A 17,518-nucleotide genomic window follows, 5' to 3' on the forward strand; every position below is an offset into this window, starting at 1 on the left:
GCATCTGCGCCCGCCGGGCGGCTAGGGTCCCAGCACCTCGCGCAGGTACGGGTTGACGAACACGCGGCTCGGGTCGAGACGGTCGCGGACGGCGAGGAATTCGTCGAACCGCGGATAGACCGACCGCAGGTAGTCGGCGTCCCGGGTGTGCATCTTGCCCCAGTGCGGTCGGCCGCCGTGCGCGGTCATGATCGCCTCGACGTCGTCGAAATAGGCGGCCGAATCGGCGGGGTCGTCGCGGTGATAGCGGTGCACCGCGATGTAGCCGCTCTCGCGGCCCGACGCCGTCGACATCATCAACGAGTCGGCAGCGGCGGCGCGTACCTCCACCGGGAAGCTCACGCGGTAGCCGCGGCGGGCGATCATCGCCCGGACCTCCCGCAACGCGTGGATGGTGGCGTCGAGCGGCAGCGCGTACTCCATTTCGCGGAACCGGACGTTTCGCGGCGAGATGAACACCCCGGTCGAGGTGTCGGTGTAGCTGCGCGCCGACAGTGCCCGCCCGCTGAGCTGCGCGATCGAGGTGACCGTCGCCGGGAAGCGGGCGCCGACGGCGCACATCGCGCCGAACACGGTGTTGCTGAGCAGTTCGTCGTCGATCCACCGGCGCCAGTGCGGTGGCCCACTCGGTGCCGCCTCGCCCGGCAGCCGCGTGTTCACCTTGCTCAGCGCCCGATCGGTGTGCGGGAACCAGAAGAACTCGTGATGATCGTGCGCCCGGAGGCGGTCACCGAAACCGTGCATCGCGTCGTCGATGGACAGCGGCTGTTCCTCGGCGTGCATCGAGAACGCGGGCACACACTGCACGGTGATCTCGGTCAGCACCCCCAGCGCGCCCAGACCCAGCGCCACCGCCTCGAGGTCGGGATCGTCGGGGCCCACCCCGATCACTGCGCCCGAACCCGAAATTATTGTGGCACCGACGATCTGCGTGCTGATGCCGCCGAAGGCCAGCCCCGTGCCGTGCGTGCCGGTCGATGTGGCACCCGCGATGGTCTGCCGGTCGACGTCGCCCAGATTGGCCATGGCCAACCCGTGCGGCGCGAGCAACGCCGGAATCTGATGCAGGTTGGTTCCCGCCCGCAACGTGACCCGGGCTGCCGCCGCATCGACGTCGACCACTCCGGACAGCCGCGACAGTTCGATCTGCACCGACGGCGCCACCGCGATCGCGGAGAAGCTGTGCCCGGCGCCCACGGTTTTGACCTGCTCGCCGCGAGCCGTCGCGGCGGACACGATCTCCGCGACCTCGTCGGCCGTCGCCGGGTGCTCGACGCGCATCGGTGTGGCCGCCGCGGTACCGCCCCAATTGCGCCACGGCCGTAACGGAATCACGCTCGACGCGGTCACAGAAAACATCTCCCCTCGCCCCGGTAGGTCGCCACGACATCGGTGACCCGTGCTTCACCCGACGCGCCGCGTTCCACCACGGCCACCTCGTCGGTGCGTTCGCAGATCTCGCCGGATTTGGTGTGGCGGAACCAGACCCGATCACCGATCCGGAGTCCGACAGTACCCTTGCCGCGCAGCGGGGTCTGCACCTCACCGGCCCCCTCGGTGCCGATGTAGCGCAGGCCTTTCGGCCACACCGGTCGCGGCAACCGATCGCGGTGCGGCGGACCCGACGCGATCCAGCCGCCGCCGGCGCACGTCACCATCCGGCGGCCGGGAATCCGGACGACGTCGAGCGCGAACGCCATCGCCGGTGCCGGGCGGAACCCGGCGTATCCGTCGAACAGGTGACCGCCGAAAACCCCGCTGCCCACGGCGATGTCGGTGATCGACGGGTCCCGGCCGGTCTCCTCGATCGATCCGGTGCCGCCGGCGTTGATCACCTGCAGGTCGGCGAGTTCGCGCAACTGCGCGATCACCGCCGGCCGCCGCGCACGCAGTTCGTCCATCGATCGGCGCTGCATCTCGGTGACCAGCCGGTTGCGGACGGGGGTGCCGGGGGTGGCATTGGTGGTGCCGGCCACCTGCGCCTCGTACGACATGACACCGACGAGGTCGAACCCGTTGCGCGCCACGATGTGACGCCCGAGTGTCATCGCTTCGTCGGCGGTGTGGACGGGGGACCGGCGGGCGCCGATGTGGATCTGGCCGGCCACCAGTCGTAACGAGGCGTCGAGGTCGATGGCCACGCGCACCGTGGGCCGACGGCCCGGCGCGACCACCGAGTCGATGATGTCGAGGTGGGTGGGATCGTCGACCAGCAGGGTGACGCGTTCGGTGGCCACGGGGTCGGCGAGGAACCGGGCCAGCGCCGTCCGGCGAACGGTCGGATACCCGAGGAGGATGTCGGACAGACCCTCGGTGGCCAGCCAGTGCGCTTCGGCGAGATCGAAGGCGAGTAGACCCGCGAATCCCGACCGCGCGGCGATGGTGGTGATCAGCGAACGCACCCGCAACGACTTCGTCGCCAACCGCAGCGGCACCCCGGCAGCACGGCGTTCCAGATCGGAGATGTTGTGCGACATGGCATCCGCGTCGATCACCACCACCGGACTGTCGAGTCCGGCGTCGCGGACCGCCGCGGTCAGTCCGCTCCAGTAGAGTTCGGGATCACGCGCCCACAGTCCCGGCGTGGCACCGCCGGCATCGGAATCACCTGACATACGTCGCAAGTTGGTTGACCGCCAGTTCGATGACCGTGGCGACCACCGCGTCGTCCGGGGCGGAAAGGTAGATCAGGGTGATGGACGTGGTGGTCGCGATGATCACCGGGCCCAGTTCGTCGACCGGCCGCATCCACTCGGCCCCGCAGTGCAACGCGGCGGCCTTGAGGCCCTGTGCGGCGACCGCGTAGAGGTTCTCGTACATCTGCCGGCCCACACGATGGAGTTCGGGATGATTGTGGGCGTAGATGCCGAGTGAGATGGTCGCCTGCAATCGCCCGGGATCGGCCTTGAGCAGTGTGTAGAACGCGTCGAAGATGTTGAACATGTCTACGCGCATCGCCGCTGCACCCTCACCGGGTGGGGTCGACTGGGCGTCGAGGATGATGTCGAGCATGTGCTGGATGTCGCGGGGAACCGCGGTCTCCATGACCGCGGACAATAACGCCGTCCTGCTTTCGAAGGCGTAATGGAAGCTCGCCAGGGGCATTCCCGCGTGGGCACAGATGCGGCGGGTGGTGGCGCCTTCGACGCCGTGGTCGGCGATGACGCGATACGCCGACTCGATGAGTGCCGCACGTCGCTCATCAACGGACATGCGAGCCAAGAGACACCCCAGGGAGCGTGTGCGCACGCGCACGTGTGCGGAACAGGTGCGCAAATGGTAGCAGTGCGATGTCCCGGTTCGGGCCCACCAAACGAAAGTTCCGGAAGCTCCGACGCCAGGACCCGCCTCCGACGCCAGGGCCCGCCCCCGGTGCCAGGACCCGTCCCGGGCCAACCGGTAGAAGCGCCCCGGCCCGCGGGCGCCGGACGGTCGCGTCCGTGATCAAGACGTTCGACGCGGACCGCGGGATAGGGTGGCCAGGTGGCGTCGACAACCGGAAAGACAGTCGGAAACAGCGGCGAGTCGGTGATCGGTCGGATCGCCGGGGCGGGGGTACGAGCGGCCGACCTCGCCACCGGCGTGCTCTCGGCCGCCGGTGTGCCCGCGGCCCGTGCGCTCGGCGCCGATCGCGCCGAGATCTATCCGCACGTCGCGAAGTCACATCATCTCGTCGATGGTGTCTTCACCAATCCCGAGCCGCCCACCAGCGGCGTCGACGCCGATTTCGGTGTGATCGTCGACATGGCACGGCGGCCGGGGCGACCGAGTCGCCCGATTCCGGTGACGCGTCCACGATTCGCCGACGAAGCGGCGGCGCTCTCGGCGACGTGGCTGGGCCACGCCTCGGTCCTCGTCGAACTCGACGGAGTCCGGGTGCTGACCGACCCGGTGTTCAGTGGCCGGTGTTCCCCGAGTCGACTGGTGGGTCCGCCGCGGATGCATCCCTCCCCGGTGGCCGTGGCCGATCTCCCGCCGATCGATGTCGTCCTGATCAGCCACGATCACTACGACCACCTCGACATGGAGACGGTGGCGGCCCTGGCCGTCGCGTCGCCGGACGCGGTGTTCGTGGCGCCGGTCGGGGTGGCGGCACACCTCATCGGGTGGGGCGTGCCGGCCGACCGCATCCGGCAGGCCGACTGGTGGCAGAGCATCGAACTGCCGGTCGGCGCGGGCTCGACCACGCTGCGGTTCACCTGCGGTCCGGCGCGGCACTTCTCCGGTCGTGGCCTGACCCGCAACCTCACCCAGTGGGCCAGTTGGGCGGTGGTGGGGCCGTCGCATCGCTTCTTCTTCTCCGGGGACACCGGCTACTCCGAACGGTTCGAGGACCTCGGCGAACGTCTCGGGCCGTTCGACCTCACCTTGATCGCCGTGGGGGCCTACGACCCGGTGTGGCCCGACATCCACATCGATCCCGAGGAGGCGGTCGCGCTGCACCGCATGGTGTCGGGTGCCGCGGGCACCGATTCGGTACTCATCCCCATCCACTGGGGCACGTTCAATCTCGCCCGCCACCCGTGGGCCGAACCGATCACCCGCCTGCTCCCGCACGCCGCCCGGAACGCGACCACCGTGGTGGTTCCGCAACCGGGCGGAACCGTCGACCTGCTGCACCGCAACGGCACCGGGCTGCTGACGCCGAACTGGTGGGAGGCCTCGGCGTGAGCGGTACCGGCGGTGATGCCCTGCAGGGAGGTGTCACCGAGGTGGCGCATCGGCTCACCGGCCTGAGCGCCGCCGAGGTGGCCGAGCGGGTGGCCAACGGGCAGGTCAACCGGTTGCCCGACCGGTCGGGCCGCTCGGTCGCCGACATCGTGCGGGCGAACGTCTTCACCCGCATCAACGCCATCCTCGGGGTGCTGTTCGCCATCGTCGTGTCCACCGGCTCGCTGATCAACGGGCTGTTCGGGCTGCTGATCATCGCCAACAGCGGCATCGGCATCATCCAGGAGGTGCGCGCCAAACGCACGCTGGACCGGCTGGCGATCGTCGGTCAGGTACGGCCGAAGGTGCGCCGTGACGGGCAGGTCGTCGAACTCTCGCCGGGCGAGGTGGTGCTCGACGACATCATCGAGGTGGGTGCCGGCGACCAGATCGTGGTCGACGGCGAGATCGTCGAGGCCTCGGTGCTCGACGTCGACGAGTCGCTACTCACCGGTGAGGCCGATCCGGTCGACGAATCACCTGGCGACCAGGTGCTCTCCGGCAGCTTCGTCGTCTCGGGATCGGGGGCGTATCGCGCCACCAAGGTCGGCGCCGACGCCTACGCCGCGCAGCTGTCGGCCGAGGCGTCGAAGTTCACTTTGGTGTCCTCGCAGTTGCGCTCGGGTATCGACCAGATCCTGAAGGTCATCACCTGGTTGCTGGTGCCCGCCGGCATCCTGACCATCGTCAACCAGCTGTTCATCAGTCAGAACGGGCTGCGGGCGTCGCTGCTCGGCATGGTGGCCGCGCTCGTGCCGATGGTCCCCGAGGGTCTGGTGTTGATGACGTCGATCGCGTTCGCAGTCGGTGTGATCCGCCTCGGGCAGCGGCAGTGCCTGGTCAACGAACTTGCCGCGATCGAGGGTCTGGCGCGGGTCAGCGTGGTGTGCACGGACAAGACCGGAACCCTCACCGAGAACGGGATGGACCTCTCCGAGGTGCGCCCGGTCGGCGACGCGCACGACGACGCAGGGCAACGCACGGCCGAGCAGGCGCTGGCAGCGCTCGCCGCACACGACCCCAGTCCGAACGCGAGCATGCAGGCGATCGCCGCGGCCTTCACGAATCCGCCCGCGTGGTCGGCGACCGCGGTCGAGCCGTTCACGTCGGCCAAGAAGTGGAGCGGTGTGTCGTTCACCGACGACGCCACCGGGGCCGACGCCGGTAACTGGCTGATCGGGGCACCCGACGTGCTACTCGACGCCGACACCGACGTGGCCCGTCTGGCCTCCGACGTCGCCTCGGGCGGGTTGCGGGTGCTGCTGCTCGCGCGCACCGACGTGTCCGTCGACACCGAACCCGAGCCCGGGTCGGTGGCGCCCGGCCACGTGACGCCGGTGGCCATGGTGGTGCTCAACCAGCGGGTGCGTCCCGACGCCGGAGACACCCTCGACTACTTCGAGCGGCAACACGTCGCGGTGAAGGTGCTCTCCGGCGACAACGCCCGTTCGGTGGGGGCGGTGGCCAAGTCGCTGGGACTCGGTTCACCCGACACGTCGATCGATGCCCGCCGACTGCCCTCCGACGAGGTGGAACTGGCCCGCGTGGTGGAGGACGGCACAACCTTCGGCCGGGTGAAGCCCGACCAGAAGAGGGCCATCATCAAGGCGCTCCAGTCGGACGGCAACACCGTCGCGATGACCGGCGACGGCGTCAACGACGTGCTGGCGCTCAAGGACGCCGACATCGGTGTGGCGATGGGTTCGGGCTCGTCGGCGGCACGGTCGGTGGCTCAGATCGTGTTGTTGGACAACAAATTCGCCACCCTGCCCTACGTCGTGGGCGAGGGTCGGCGGGTGATCGGCAACATCGAGCGGGTCTCCAACCTGTTTCTCACCAAGACCGTCTACGCGGTGCTGCTCGCGTTGTTCGTGGGTGTGGCGGGCATCGTGGGCCACTGGTTCGGACTCGGTTCACTCAGTTACCCCTTCCAGCCGATCCACGTCACCATCTCGGCATGGTTCACCATCGGCATTCCCGCCTTCGTGCTCTCGCTGGCGCCCAACAACGAGCGGGCCCGGCCCGGATTCGTCAAACGTGTTCTGGCCCAAGCTGTTCCGAACGGAATTATCGTCGGTCTGGCGGCTTTCACCACCTACGTCATCGTCAATCCGGGTGGCACGGGCGTTGCCCTCGGCGGCGATTCGGTGGATTTGTCGCCGGAGCAGACCCAGGCCGCGACGGCCACCCTGATCACCCTGATCGCGGTGGCGGTGTACGTGCTGGCGGTGGTGGCCCGCCCCTACACCTGGTGGAAGGTGGTGCTGGTGGGGGTGTCGGTGGGCGCGTACGTGATCATCTTCGCCTGGCCGTTCACCCAGCACCTGTTCAAACTCGACTCCTCGAACTGGTGGATGAACTCCGTGGCCTTCACCTCCGCGGCCGTCGGCATCGGACTGGTGGAGCTGGTGTCGCGGATCGCTCCGCGGTTGATGGCCCGGCGCGATCTGGCCCGCGCGAGCTCGGTGCACCGCAACGCCGGCCACATCGCCGGTGCATAGACTGAAGGCCGGCTCGGTGCGGCAGTGCGCTGCGACGCATGAGCCAGGCAACGTCGACGAGAAGCAGATCGGGAGCAGGCGATGGATCTCAAGGCACTGGTGGACAAGGCGAAGGCGGCTCTGAGGAGCAATCCCAGCCTCATCGACAAGGGCGCCGACGCAGTCGACAAGGTGACCGGCGGAAAATACGCCGACAAGGTGGACCAGGCACAGGAGGCCGCCAAGAAGGCCGTCGGCGCCGAGGACACCCCGACTTCCGCCCAGACCCCGCCTCCTGCGGACAGCGCGCCTCCCGCCCAGACGCCGCCCCCCGCGGACAGCGCACCACCCGCCCAGACCCCGCCGCCCGCGGACACCCCGCCCCCGGCGGATCCCCAGCCGAAGTAGGCCGAACACTCAGGAGGGTTCCGTTTCGGCGCGGGGATGGCGCCGAAACGCCGACACACTCCGGTCGCCGGTGATCCAGAACCGCCACGGCCGGTCGGCGGCGCGGCGCACTCCCACGCGGGGTCCCTCGCTGACCAGCGGTGGCGCCGGTGTCGTCAGGCCGGGCGTCGGCAGGTCCACCGGCAGCAACCGCACCGACGACGGTCCGTCGAGGTCGACGCCGAGATCGTTCATCGTGATACCGAGCGCGGCACACAGGTTCCCCGGTCCGCGGGCGAGATGCTCGTCGCGTACGTGCGTGCCGCGGCGTCGGCGTGCAAGCTCGAGCCCGTCGGTCACCGCGCCCGCCCGCAGCAGCACCGCGGAGGCCTCGCCGTCGGGTCCGCTCACCACGTTCGCGCAGTGATGCCCGTGGATGCGGTACACGTAGAGCCGGTCGGCCGGGCCGTACATGATGTCCGAACGCGCGGTGCGGGTGAAGGCGTGCGACGCCGGATCGTCCGGGCCGGCATACGCCTCCACCTCGGTGATCCGCACCGTCACGCCGTGGCCGCGCAGCTTTCGGCCCAACAGCGAACGTGCGGTGACGGTGACGCTAGGCTGTCGAACCATGGCTAAGACGAGTGACTCCATCGAGATTCATCTGTCTCCGGAAGATACCTGGTCGGCGGCAACGGATCTGGACCGGTACTCGGAGTGGCTCGTGCTGCACGACGGCTGGCGGTCGCCGTTGCCTGCGCCGCACGAACTTGCCAAGGGCGCCGAACTGGCCTCGGTGGTGAAGGTCAAGGGCACCCGTGTGCGATTCGATTGGGTGGTCGAGATCTACGAACCGGTCCGCGAGGTGCGGCTCAAGGGCCACGGCAAAGGCGGGGTCAAGGCGAAATTGGATCTGGCCATCGCGCCCGTGGAGATCGGATCGACTGTACTGTTCACTGTTGATCTCGGTGGGTTGCCGCTCATCGGGCCGGCGGGCAAGGCAGCGGCAATGGCAGTGTCGGGGGATCTGAAGAAGTCGCTGGTCTCCTTCCGCGACGTCTTCGGCTGACCCGGACCCGCCGGATTCTCACGACCTGACAGCGCGTCGGCTGCGACGCGACCACCGAGGGGGATGGCACCATGGGGCGGCACAGCTCCGATTCCGACCGGCCACAAGGGCCGTCGAATTCGTCACGCGGCGAGGGTGGTTCCGAGCCGTCGGTCCGCCGCCGCGGACCCACCCAACCACCCGCGGCCGGCTCCGCCCCTCGTGATGAGCGGTCGGCGAACACGCCGCGTGCGGCGCGCTCGGCGGGCACCGGGGATCGTTTCGGATTCGCCCACCGCGAGCCGCGGTCGGGGCGCCGCGGCGCCTGGATCTGGGGACTGGCCGCGCTGATCGTGGTGCTCGCGGTGACCGCGGGCGTCGTGGTGTGGCGCTCGGGTGCGGTCGGCGGATGCGGCGACCGCACGTCGGTGACGCTGGCGGCCGACCCGGCGATCACCGATGCCATGCGCGACGTGGCAGCCAAGGCCGCCGAGAACTCCTGCTTCGACTACACCGTCAACCCCGTCGCCGGCGCCGACGTGCCGGGCCTGTTGACCAGCGGCGACAAATCACCCGACCTGTGGGTTCCGGATTCGCAGGTTCAGGCGCGCCGCATCACCACGCAGGTGCGCAAGGATCTCGACCTGATCTCGCCGTCGGTGGCGGCCACCCCCGTCGTGGTGGTGGGCAAGGATCTCCCCAAGCTGGAGAACTGGGTGCAGGTGATGAAGCTCGACGGGCTGCAGTCGGGTAACCCGATAGACACCAGCACCGGCGACGCCCCGATCATCGGTGCGCTCGCCGAGGTCGATGCCGGTTCACTCACCGACGCCCAGCTCATCGACGCGATGACGGTGCTCGCCGTGCAGCAGAACAATGCGCGACCGACCAACGACACCGAGGGCACCCGGCTCAACATCGCCAACACCTCCAATACCCCGGTCATCAGCACCGAGCAGCAGTACACGCGGTTCACGCGCACCCATCCGGGGTCGCAACTCAAGTCCGAGGTTCCCGCAGACGGCACCGTGATGCTCGACTTTCCGCTGGTCAACACCGCACCCGCGGCACGCGGCGACACCGCCCGCGACGCGGGCAAGGCACTGACCGATGCGCTGTCGGCCGACGGCGGGACCACGCCGCTCACCGACGCCGGTTTCCGCGCACCCGGCGACACCAAGGGCATCACCGTGCTCACCGTCAAAGATCCGGCCCAGGTCGACAAGGCGCTGCGGCAGTGGCAGGTGCTCGGTGTTCCCATCCGCACTCTCGTCGCGATCGACACCTCGGGGTCGATGGCCGATCCCGTCGGCGACACCACCCGCGCCGGCCTGACCATCGACGCCGCGCTGACCGGCCTCAAGCTGTTTCCCAACAACACCGAGATCGGCGGCTGGGCGTTCGGCATCGACAAGGGTGGTCCCGGATCGGACTGGAAAGAACTCTCGCCGATCCGCCGCCTCGACGCCAAGACCGCCGACGGCACCACCCACCGCGACGAACTGGCGAGCGCCGTGGAGCAGGGACTCGCGCCCTCACAGCTCGGTGGCGGCACCCCGCTCTACGACACCACGCTGGCCGCGTTCAAGAAGGTCCAGGACACCTACGACCCCAACTATTCCAACAGCGTCATCATCATGACCGACGGTGAGAACGAGGACCCGAACACCATCAGCCTCAACCAGCTGATCTCCGACCTCAAACGGCTCGAGGACCCGGCACGCCCGGTCCTGGTGCTGACCATCGGCATCTCCTCGGAAGCCGACACCGAGGCCCTCGACCAGATCGCCGAGGCCACCGGCGGCACGTCGTATGTGGCCAAGACACCCGACGACATCAAGTCGGTGTTCGTCAACGCGATCCGCGCCCGCGTGGCCGCTGCCGGACGCTGAGCCTGAGTATTCGGTGAGGGTTACCTACGAATGGAGGCTTGGGCCGACGTGAAGCCCTCGTCGTCACGCACAATGGTGAAATGAATCACCCGAAACGGACATCATCTCGCGACGAGGCCGCGGCTGCGGGCGTTCTGCGTGACCGCGTCGGTCTGGCACGCACGGGCGGGGTGGTGGCCGCTGTCGCAGCCATCGGGCTGGCCACCGCGGCGTGCGGCTCCGACGACGCCGGCGACACGGGAAGCACCTCCGCGCAGGCGACGCAGACCACCACGGCCGCCGGCGGGGGAGCCTCGGCCACCGACACGGCTTCGGGCACCTACAAGAACGGTGAGTACAGCGCGACCGGCCACTACGTTTCGCCCGGCGGTCCGCAGGAGATCGGCGTCACCGTCACCCTCTCCAACTCGGTCATCACCGCGCTCAGTCTGGACACGAGCAACACCAGGGGCACGTCGAAGGAGTATCAGGGGAAGTTCGCCAGTGGCATCGACCCGCTGGTGATCGGCAAGAACATCGACGAGCTCAATGTCAGCAAGGTGTCCGGATCGTCGTTGACCTCCGGCGGGTTCAACGACGCCATCGACCAGATCAAGAACGAGGCCAGGAGCTGACCGGGCCGGCGTGAGTGCGAGTGCCCCGGGTGAGCGCCATGGTGAGTGCACCGTGAGCGACGACGTCGACTGGACCTTCGATGCGCTCGGCACCCGCTGGGAGATCACCACCGCGGGCGAGTTGTCGGGGGCGGTGCGTGACCGGATCACCGCAGAGATCGACCGGATCGACGGCGTGTGGTCACGGTTCCGGCGCGATTCGATGGTCGCGCGGATGTCGGCCGCCGGCGGCCACTACCCGGTCGCCGTCCCCGACCGTGCGTTGCTCGACTGGTACCGAGTGCTCCACGACGCAACCCGCGGTGCGGTGACGCCGCTGATCGGGTGCACGCTCGCCGACGCCGGCTACGACGCCGACTACACCCTGCGCGTTGCCGACCGCATCCGCCCGACCCCTCGCTGGGATGACGTGATCGATTGGGACGGTGCCGAACTGGTCCTCAAGACTCCGGCGCTGCTCGACGTCGGTGCTGCGGGCAAGGGGTTCGCGGTGGACCGGGTCGCACGGCTGGTGGCCCGCCATACCGACCGCTAAATCGTCGACGCCGGCGGCGACATGGTGATCTCCCCGCGCGAGACCCCGGTGCGGATCGCGCTGGAGCACCCGCTCGATCCCAGCAAGGCCATCGGGGTCGTCGCGCTGACCGGCGGCGCGTTGTGCGCGTCGGCGAGCAACCGTCGCGCATGGGCCGACTGGCACCACATCGTGAACCCCTCGACGGCGTCACCGGTGCGGGAGGTGCTGGCCACCTGGGTGAGCGCACCCGACGCCATGACCGCCGACGGGTTGGCGACGGCGCTGTTCTTCGTGTCCGCGGGCGACCTGCGATCGCACGTCACCTCCGGCGACATCGATGTCGATGTCGATCACGTGACCGTCCGCCGCAACGGCACCGTGGAGCACACGGCCATGCCGGGATTGGAGCTGTTCTTGTGACGCGACTGATTCCGGCGTGGCTCACCGCGCACCGCGCGGTGTTGGTGGCGCTCGTCGCGCTGACCGCGGTGTCGTTCGTGGTGGCCGCCACCGACGATGAGTTCGCGTATCGTCCTGCCGCACTGGCAGTGTCGCTCGTGATGGCGCTCGTCGTGAGCGCGGTGGTCACCGTCGCGGGTGCCGCGCTGGTGCGGGTGCCGCCGGGTTCGGATTCGTGGGCGATCACCGGCCTCATCCTGTTCTTCCTGATGCCGGGGATCACCGACGTCGCCTCGGCGGTGTCGATGATCGTTGCCGCCGGAGCCGCCGCGGCGTCGAAGTACGTGCTGGTGTGGCGGCGGCGGCTGATCGTCAACCCTGCCGTCGCCGGCGCGGTGGTGGCCTACGGTCTGGCCTACGCCGGCGTGAGTGTCGGTGGCACGCAGTTGAGTTCACCGTTCTGGTGGGTGGCCGCCGAACCGCTGTTCTGGCCGATGGTGGTGATCGGGTTGTTGCTGGTCACAGTGCTGCGGGTGTGGGAACCGGTCGTGGTGTTCCTCGCCGTCGCCCTGATCACCATCGGCGTGGTCGAACTCGTTCGCGGCGGGCAGGATCTGCAGCTGTGGTTCGTGTCCACGCCCACGTTCTTCGTGGCGGCGGTGATGTTGCCCGAGCCGCTCACCTCGCCGTCGACCCGCCTGCATCGAGCGGTGTACGCGGCACTCGTCGCGGTACTCATGTTCTGGCAGCAGACATTCGAGATCACCACGTCGTTCACCCTGGAATTCGTGCCGCAGATCGCGCTGCTGGCCGGCTGTCTGTACGCCTTCGCGGTGCGACTCGCCGGGCGAGCCCCGGCAGGTCGCACGGTGCTGGCGACGAGTGCGAAGCCCATCGCCGCGCAGACCTTCGAACTCGACGGCCGCTCGTCGGCGCCGGTCGGTTTCACCCCGGGGCAGTGGGCCATGCTGAGCGCGCCGTCGTGGTCGACGCCGCTGTGGGGCGGGTCGCGTCGCGTGTTCTCCTTCGCCTCGGCACCCGACGACGACGCGGTGCGCTTCGGTTTCACCGTCGGCTCCGCGGGCGGCGTGTCGAGCTACAAATCCGCCCTGATCGAGGGAACCACGCACCGGCTGTACCTCGACGTGGTGGGCGGCGACTTCACGCTGCCCCGGGCGTGGCGACGTGACGCCGCACGGCGACCACCGGTGGTTCTCATCGCCTCCGGCATCGGTATCACTCCCTTCGCCTCGATGGTCGCAGCCGGGCTCGCCGGCGACAAGAACCTGACCGGACTGCGGCTCGTGCACGTCGTCCGTGCCGCCGACCGTGCCGTGTATACCGCCGACCTCGCCGCCGCGGCGCCAGCCGGGGCCCAGCTCGACGTCATCGAATCCGCCGACCCGGCAAAGGAATTCGCCGATCCGGCCCGGCTGTCCGCGATCGTGGGGGCGACGTGGACCGGAGATGCCGCGACGCGATACTACGTGTCGGGAGCGCCAGACTTCGTGCGGAACACCGCGACGTCGGTGCGACGGATGGAATCGGGTGTCGGGTGGCGCTTCTGGCGGCTGCGCACCGACACATTCCTCGGGTACTGACCGGACCGAGTGACCGACGGTGGCGGCTCAGCCGTCGTCGACCGCGACCCCGTGCAGCACGCTCAACGCCCGTTCGACGATGGGGGAGTCGTCGCCGGCACGGTGCGCCGCGACGAGGTCGACGCCGGGGACCTCGGGGCGTATCGGCAGGTAACGCACTCCGGCCACACCGAGGGCGGCGGTGGGTTCGGGCACCACCGCGACACCGAGACCCGCCGCGACAAGGGTCACCAGAGTGGAGGTCTCTTCCACCTCGTGGCGGATCTGCGGGATGAAACCCGCTGCGGCACTGAGCGTTGCGAGTTGGGTATGCATCACCGACCGGCCCCGGCCCGCGTGCGAGACGAAATCCTCGCCGCGGAGGTCGGCCAGAGCGACGCTGGGTTGTCCGGCGAGTGGGTGACTGTCGGCGAGAGCGACGAGGAGTCGGTCGCGTCGGACGTGGGTCACGCTCGCCTCGGGTGCGGCGATCGGCGGACGCAGCAAGGCGAGGTCGATATCGCCGGCGAGGAGGGCCGCCATCTGCGCGGGCGCGAGCATCTCGCCACGAACGCTGACGTCGACGTCGGGCAGCTCACCGCGCAACGCGCGCACCAGCCGGGGCAGCAGCGAGTAGGTCGCCGACCCGACGCAACCGATCGCGAGACGTCCCTGCCGTCCCTCGGCGACGCGCTGCGCGTGGGTGCCGGCGTTGTCGACGGCGTCGAGGATTGCGATGACCCGTTCGAGATAGGCCTCGCCGGCCGGGGTCAGTTCCACCTTGCGTGTGGAGCGTTGCAGCAGGGTGAGGCCCAGTTCCGACTCGAGTTGCCGGATCTGTTGCGACAGCGGCGGCTGCGCGATGTGCAGGCGTGCCGCTGCGCGGCCGAAGTGCAGTTCCTCGGCCACCGCGCGGAAGTATCGCAGGTGACGCAGCTCCATCACTCCAGCGTAAACCAATATATATCTGAAAAGTCTCATTCGATCTCAAATGGATACTTCACAATATGATCGCTGGTTCTTACCGTGGGACCCATGAGTACCGCTACCGATGTCGTCATCTGTTCGCCGCTGCGCACCCCGGTCGGACGCATGGGCGGGGCGCTGGCCCCGCTCTCCGTGACCGATCTGGCGACCGGATTGCTGCGCGAACTCGTCGCGCGCACCGGACTCGGTGAGGGCGATGTCGACGACGTGATCCTCGGGCAGGGGTACGCCAACGGCGAGTCGCCCGCCATCGGGCGCATCGCCGCCCTCGATGCCGGACTCGGTGTCGGCGTTCCGGGCATGCAGGTGGACCGGCGGTGCGGATCGGGTCTACAGGCCGTGCTCAACGGCGCGGCCCAGGTGGCCACCGGGGCGGCCGGTCTGGTGATCGCCGGTGGCGCCGAATCGATGTCGAATGTCGAGCACTATGCGCTCGGGCTGCGCACCGGTGTGCGGCAGGGTGGTGTGGAGTTGATGGATCGCCTCGACCGTGGTCGGCTGACCGCCGGCGGCGCGTCGCATCCGGTGCCCGGCGGCATGATCGAGACCGCCGAGAACCTGCGGGCGCAGTACCGGATCTCCCGTGCCGAGCAGGACGAGGTGGCGGTGCGCTCGCATCAGCGCGCCGTCGCCGCACTGGAGTCGGGCCGGTTCGCCGACGAGATCGTCGCGGTGACCGTGCCCGGGCGGCGCGGCAAGCCCGACGTCGTCGTCGACCGTGACGAGCATCCGCGCGCAGATGTCTCCCTCGAATCGCTTGCCGCCCTGCGGGCGGTGCGGCGCAAGGTCGATCCGGATGCGACCGTCACCGCGGGCAACGCGTCGGGGCAGAACGACGGCGCCGCGATGTGTGTGGTGACCACCCGCGCCGAAGCCGACCGGCGCGGCCTGCAACCCGTGCTGGCGTTGCGTTCGTGGGCCGTGGCGGGATGCCCGCCGGAGACGATGGGGATCGGGCCGGTCGGTGCCACCGCGAAAGCCCTCGACCGGGCCGGACTCACCCTCGACGACATCGACCTCATCGAACTCAACGAGGCGTTTGCCGCGCAGGTTCTCGCGGTGCTGGCCGAGTGGAAGGTCGACGCCGACGACGAGCGACTCAATCCGAACGGATCGGGAATCTCACTCGGCCACCCGATCGGGGCCACCGGCGCCCGCATCCTCGCCACCGCCGCCTACGAGGCGCATCGACGCGATGCCCGGTACGTGCTGGAGACCATGTGTATCGGCGGCGGGCAGGGACTGGCCGCGATCTTCGAGGTGGCCCGGTGAGCGCGGTCGATCTCGCCGCCACGCTCAGCGGACCGGCCGATGCGCCGGTGGTGGTGCTGTCCAATTCGCTGGGGTCGACCCACCGCATGTGGGACGCGCAGCGCGATGTCCTCGAGGAGCGGTTCCGGCTGCTCCGCTACGACACGCGCGGACACGGCGCATCACCGGTGCCGTCGGGCCCCTACAGCATCGACGATCTCGCCGACGACCTCGTGGCCCTGCTCGACCGCTTCGGTATCGACTCCGCGCATCTCGTCGGTCTCTCGCTGGGCGGCATGACCGCGATGCGGGTGGCCATCCGCAATCCCGAACGCGTCGACCGTGTCGTATTGCTGTGCACCGCGGCGCATTTCCCGCCGGCTTCGTCCTGGGTGCAGCGTGCCGCCACGGTGCGCGACGCGGGCTCCGGTGCCGTCGCCGACGGTGTCCTGAGCCGCTGGTTCACCCCGGACTACCTTGCCGGGCAGCGTGATCAGGTGGCCGCCTGGCGAAACATGATCGCCGGCACGCCCGCCGAGGGTTACGCCGGTTGTTGCGAGGCCATCGCCGCGATGGATCAGCGCGGCGACCTGTCGGCGATCAAGGCGCCCACGCTGGCCATCGCCGGTGCCGACGATCCCGCCACACCACCCGAGCGTCTCGCCGAGATCGTCGACGCCGTCCCCGACGGACGGTTGCTGGTGGTCGACCACGCCGCCCACCTCGCCAACGCCGAACAACCCGCAATCATCACCCCCGCAATCATCAACCACCTGGAGCAGTCATGACTCGCCACGCCGGCCCCAACACACCGCACACGTCCAAGATCGCGGCGTCGACTGCGGCCGCTGTCGCCGACATCCCGTCGGGATCGAGTCTCGCGGTCGGCGGATTCGGGCTTGCCGGCATCCCGTGGTTCCTCATCGAATCCCTCCTCGAGCAGGGTGCGGACGGACTGACCATCGTCTCCAACAACTGCGGGGTGGACGGCGCGGGCCTGGGCCTGCTGCTCGAGGCGCGCCGCATCGACAAGGTGATCGCCTCCTACATCGGGGAGAACAAGGAGTTCGGGCGGCAGTTCCTCGCCGGTGAGGTGACCGTCGAACTCACCCCGCAGGGCACGCTGGCCGAGCGGATGCGCGCCGGAGGCAGCGGGATCGGCGCCTTCTACACCCCGACCGGAGTGGGCACGCTGGTCGCCGAGGGCGGACTGCCCTGGCGCTACGCGCCCGACGGATCGGTGGCACTCGCCTCGCCGCCGAAAGAGGTACGCGAATTCGGCGGCAAGCAGATGGTGCTCGAGGAGGCCATCGTCACCGACTACGCGCTGGTGCGCGCCGCCGTCGTCGACACCGCCGGCAACTGCCAATTCCATGCCGCCGCACGAAACTTCAACCCGCCCGCGGCGATGGCCGGGCGCGTGACCATCGTCGAGGCCGAGCGAGTCGTCGAGGCCGGAGCGATCGACCCCGCCGACGTGCACCTGCCCGGCATTTTCGTGCAGCGCATCGTCGAGCTCACCCCCGAGCAGGCTGGGCGCAAGGAGATCGAGCAGCGCACCACCCGGCCACGGCCGGTGCGCCAGGGCTGCGAGAACACCGACACCGCAACCACCACCGCCGCCATTCCGGTCGGCTGACACGAGGAGACACC

Annotated in this window: 15 protein-coding genes and 1 pseudogene; 11 read left to right on the forward strand and 5 right to left on the reverse strand. The window is 69.2% G+C overall.

All coding sequences use genetic code 11. From position 1 onward, the window contains the following. Positions 1-21 precede the first annotated feature (21 nt). Genes ACWDSI_RS00735 through ACWDSI_RS00745 form a run of 3 tightly spaced genes read right to left on the reverse strand, consistent with a single transcriptional unit; the run spans position 22 to position 3,213 of the window. Positions 22-1,359: a D-arabinono-1,4-lactone oxidase gene (locus ACWDSI_RS00735; protein ID WP_449755345.1), complete on the reverse strand. Its 1,338-nt coding sequence runs from the start codon at positions 1,357-1,359 to the stop codon at positions 22-24. Continuing rightward, positions 1,347-2,615: an alanine racemase gene (locus tag ACWDSI_RS00740; protein WP_449755346.1), complete on the reverse strand. Its 1,269-nt coding sequence runs from the start codon at positions 2,613-2,615 to the stop codon at positions 1,347-1,349. The genes ACWDSI_RS00735 and ACWDSI_RS00740 overlap by 13 nt, the downstream gene beginning before the upstream one ends. Continuing rightward, the gene (locus ACWDSI_RS00745; RefSeq protein WP_449755347.1) at positions 2,605-3,213 is read right to left on the reverse strand and encodes a TetR/AcrR family transcriptional regulator; all 609 of its coding nucleotides are present in this window, start codon (positions 3,211-3,213) and stop codon (positions 2,605-2,607) included. The genes ACWDSI_RS00740 and ACWDSI_RS00745 overlap by 11 nt, the downstream gene beginning before the upstream one ends. 270 nt (positions 3,214-3,483) lie before the next feature. On the opposite strand from ACWDSI_RS00745, the gene ACWDSI_RS00750 reads away from it, so the two are divergent. The 3 genes from ACWDSI_RS00750 (at position 3,484) to ACWDSI_RS00760 (ending at position 7,598) form a co-directional block, all read left to right on the forward strand. After that, positions 3,484-4,671 carry an MBL fold metallo-hydrolase gene (locus ACWDSI_RS00750; RefSeq protein ID WP_449755348.1) on the forward strand — a complete coding sequence of 396 codons (1,188 nt, stop codon included), beginning with the start codon at positions 3,484-3,486 and terminating at the stop codon, positions 4,669-4,671. A 20-nt stretch (positions 4,672-4,691) separates the two neighbouring features. Beyond that, positions 4,692-7,211, forward strand: a complete 2,520-nt coding sequence (locus tag ACWDSI_RS00755) for an HAD-IC family P-type ATPase (RefSeq protein WP_449755690.1) — start codon at positions 4,692-4,694, stop codon at positions 7,209-7,211. 81 nt (positions 7,212-7,292) lie between these two features. Further along, entirely contained in the window at positions 7,293-7,598 is a 306-nt protein-coding gene (locus ACWDSI_RS00760) for an antitoxin (protein ID WP_449745674.1), read from the forward strand. A gap of 9 nt (positions 7,599-7,607) precedes the next feature. On the opposite strand, the gene ACWDSI_RS00765 is transcribed toward ACWDSI_RS00760, so the two are convergent. Continuing rightward, positions 7,608-8,231 carry a DNA-3-methyladenine glycosylase gene (locus ACWDSI_RS00765; RefSeq protein ID WP_449755349.1) on the reverse strand — a complete coding sequence of 208 codons (624 nt, stop codon included), beginning with the start codon at positions 8,229-8,231 and terminating at the stop codon, positions 7,608-7,610. On the opposite strand from ACWDSI_RS00765, the gene ACWDSI_RS00770 reads away from it, so the two are divergent. From ACWDSI_RS00770 to ACWDSI_RS00790, 5 genes and pseudogenes are all read left to right on the forward strand, one after another. Next, positions 8,209-8,646: a type II toxin-antitoxin system Rv0910 family toxin gene (locus ACWDSI_RS00770; protein WP_449755350.1), complete on the forward strand. Its 438-nt coding sequence runs from the start codon at positions 8,209-8,211 to the stop codon at positions 8,644-8,646. The two genes, ACWDSI_RS00765 and ACWDSI_RS00770, sit on opposite strands and share 23 nt — an antisense overlap. Positions 8,647-8,717: 71 nt before the next feature. Then, positions 8,718-10,517 (forward strand): substrate-binding domain-containing protein, encoded by a 1,800-nt coding sequence (locus ACWDSI_RS00775; RefSeq protein WP_449755351.1) that lies wholly within the window; start codon positions 8,718-8,720, stop codon positions 10,515-10,517. An 80-nt stretch (positions 10,518-10,597) separates the two neighbouring features. Further along, positions 10,598-11,131: an FMN-binding protein gene (locus ACWDSI_RS00780; RefSeq protein WP_449755352.1), complete on the forward strand. Its 534-nt coding sequence runs from the start codon at positions 10,598-10,600 to the stop codon at positions 11,129-11,131. A 52-nt stretch (positions 11,132-11,183) separates the two neighbouring features. Further along, positions 11,184-12,068 (forward strand): annotated as a pseudogene (locus ACWDSI_RS00785) (FAD:protein FMN transferase). Beyond that, complete coding sequence (locus ACWDSI_RS00790) at positions 12,065-13,648, forward strand: FAD-dependent oxidoreductase (protein WP_449755353.1); 1,584 nt, start codon at positions 12,065-12,067, stop codon at positions 13,646-13,648. Before ACWDSI_RS00785 ends, ACWDSI_RS00790 begins: the two are co-directional and overlap by 4 nt. Before the next feature lie 27 nt (positions 13,649-13,675). On the opposite strand, the gene ACWDSI_RS00795 is transcribed toward ACWDSI_RS00790, so the two are convergent. After that, positions 13,676-14,569 carry a LysR substrate-binding domain-containing protein gene (locus tag ACWDSI_RS00795; protein ID WP_449755354.1) on the reverse strand — a complete coding sequence of 298 codons (894 nt, stop codon included), beginning with the start codon at positions 14,567-14,569 and terminating at the stop codon, positions 13,676-13,678. A gap of 93 nt (positions 14,570-14,662) precedes the next feature. Here ACWDSI_RS00795 and ACWDSI_RS00800 point away from each other — a divergent pair, with 93 nt between their 5' ends. Genes ACWDSI_RS00800 through ACWDSI_RS00810 form a run of 3 tightly spaced genes read left to right on the forward strand, consistent with a single transcriptional unit; the run spans position 14,663 to position 17,504 of the window. Continuing rightward, on the forward strand, positions 14,663-15,886 hold the full coding sequence (locus ACWDSI_RS00800; protein ID WP_449755355.1) for an acetyl-CoA C-acetyltransferase: 1,224 nt from the start codon (positions 14,663-14,665) through the stop codon (positions 15,884-15,886). Beyond that, a complete protein-coding gene (gene pcaD, locus ACWDSI_RS00805) occupies positions 15,883-16,653 on the forward strand; it encodes a 3-oxoadipate enol-lactonase (RefSeq protein ID WP_449745665.1) in 771 nt (256 codons plus the stop codon). The genes ACWDSI_RS00800 and pcaD overlap by 4 nt, the downstream gene beginning before the upstream one ends. Next, the gene (locus tag ACWDSI_RS00810; RefSeq protein WP_449755356.1) at positions 16,650-17,504 is read left to right on the forward strand and encodes a CoA transferase subunit A; all 855 of its coding nucleotides are present in this window, start codon (positions 16,650-16,652) and stop codon (positions 17,502-17,504) included. The genes pcaD and ACWDSI_RS00810 overlap by 4 nt, the downstream gene beginning before the upstream one ends. The last annotated feature ends 14 nt before the right edge of the window (positions 17,505-17,518 follow it).

This window comes from Gordonia sp. NPDC003429 (assembly GCF_053588575.1).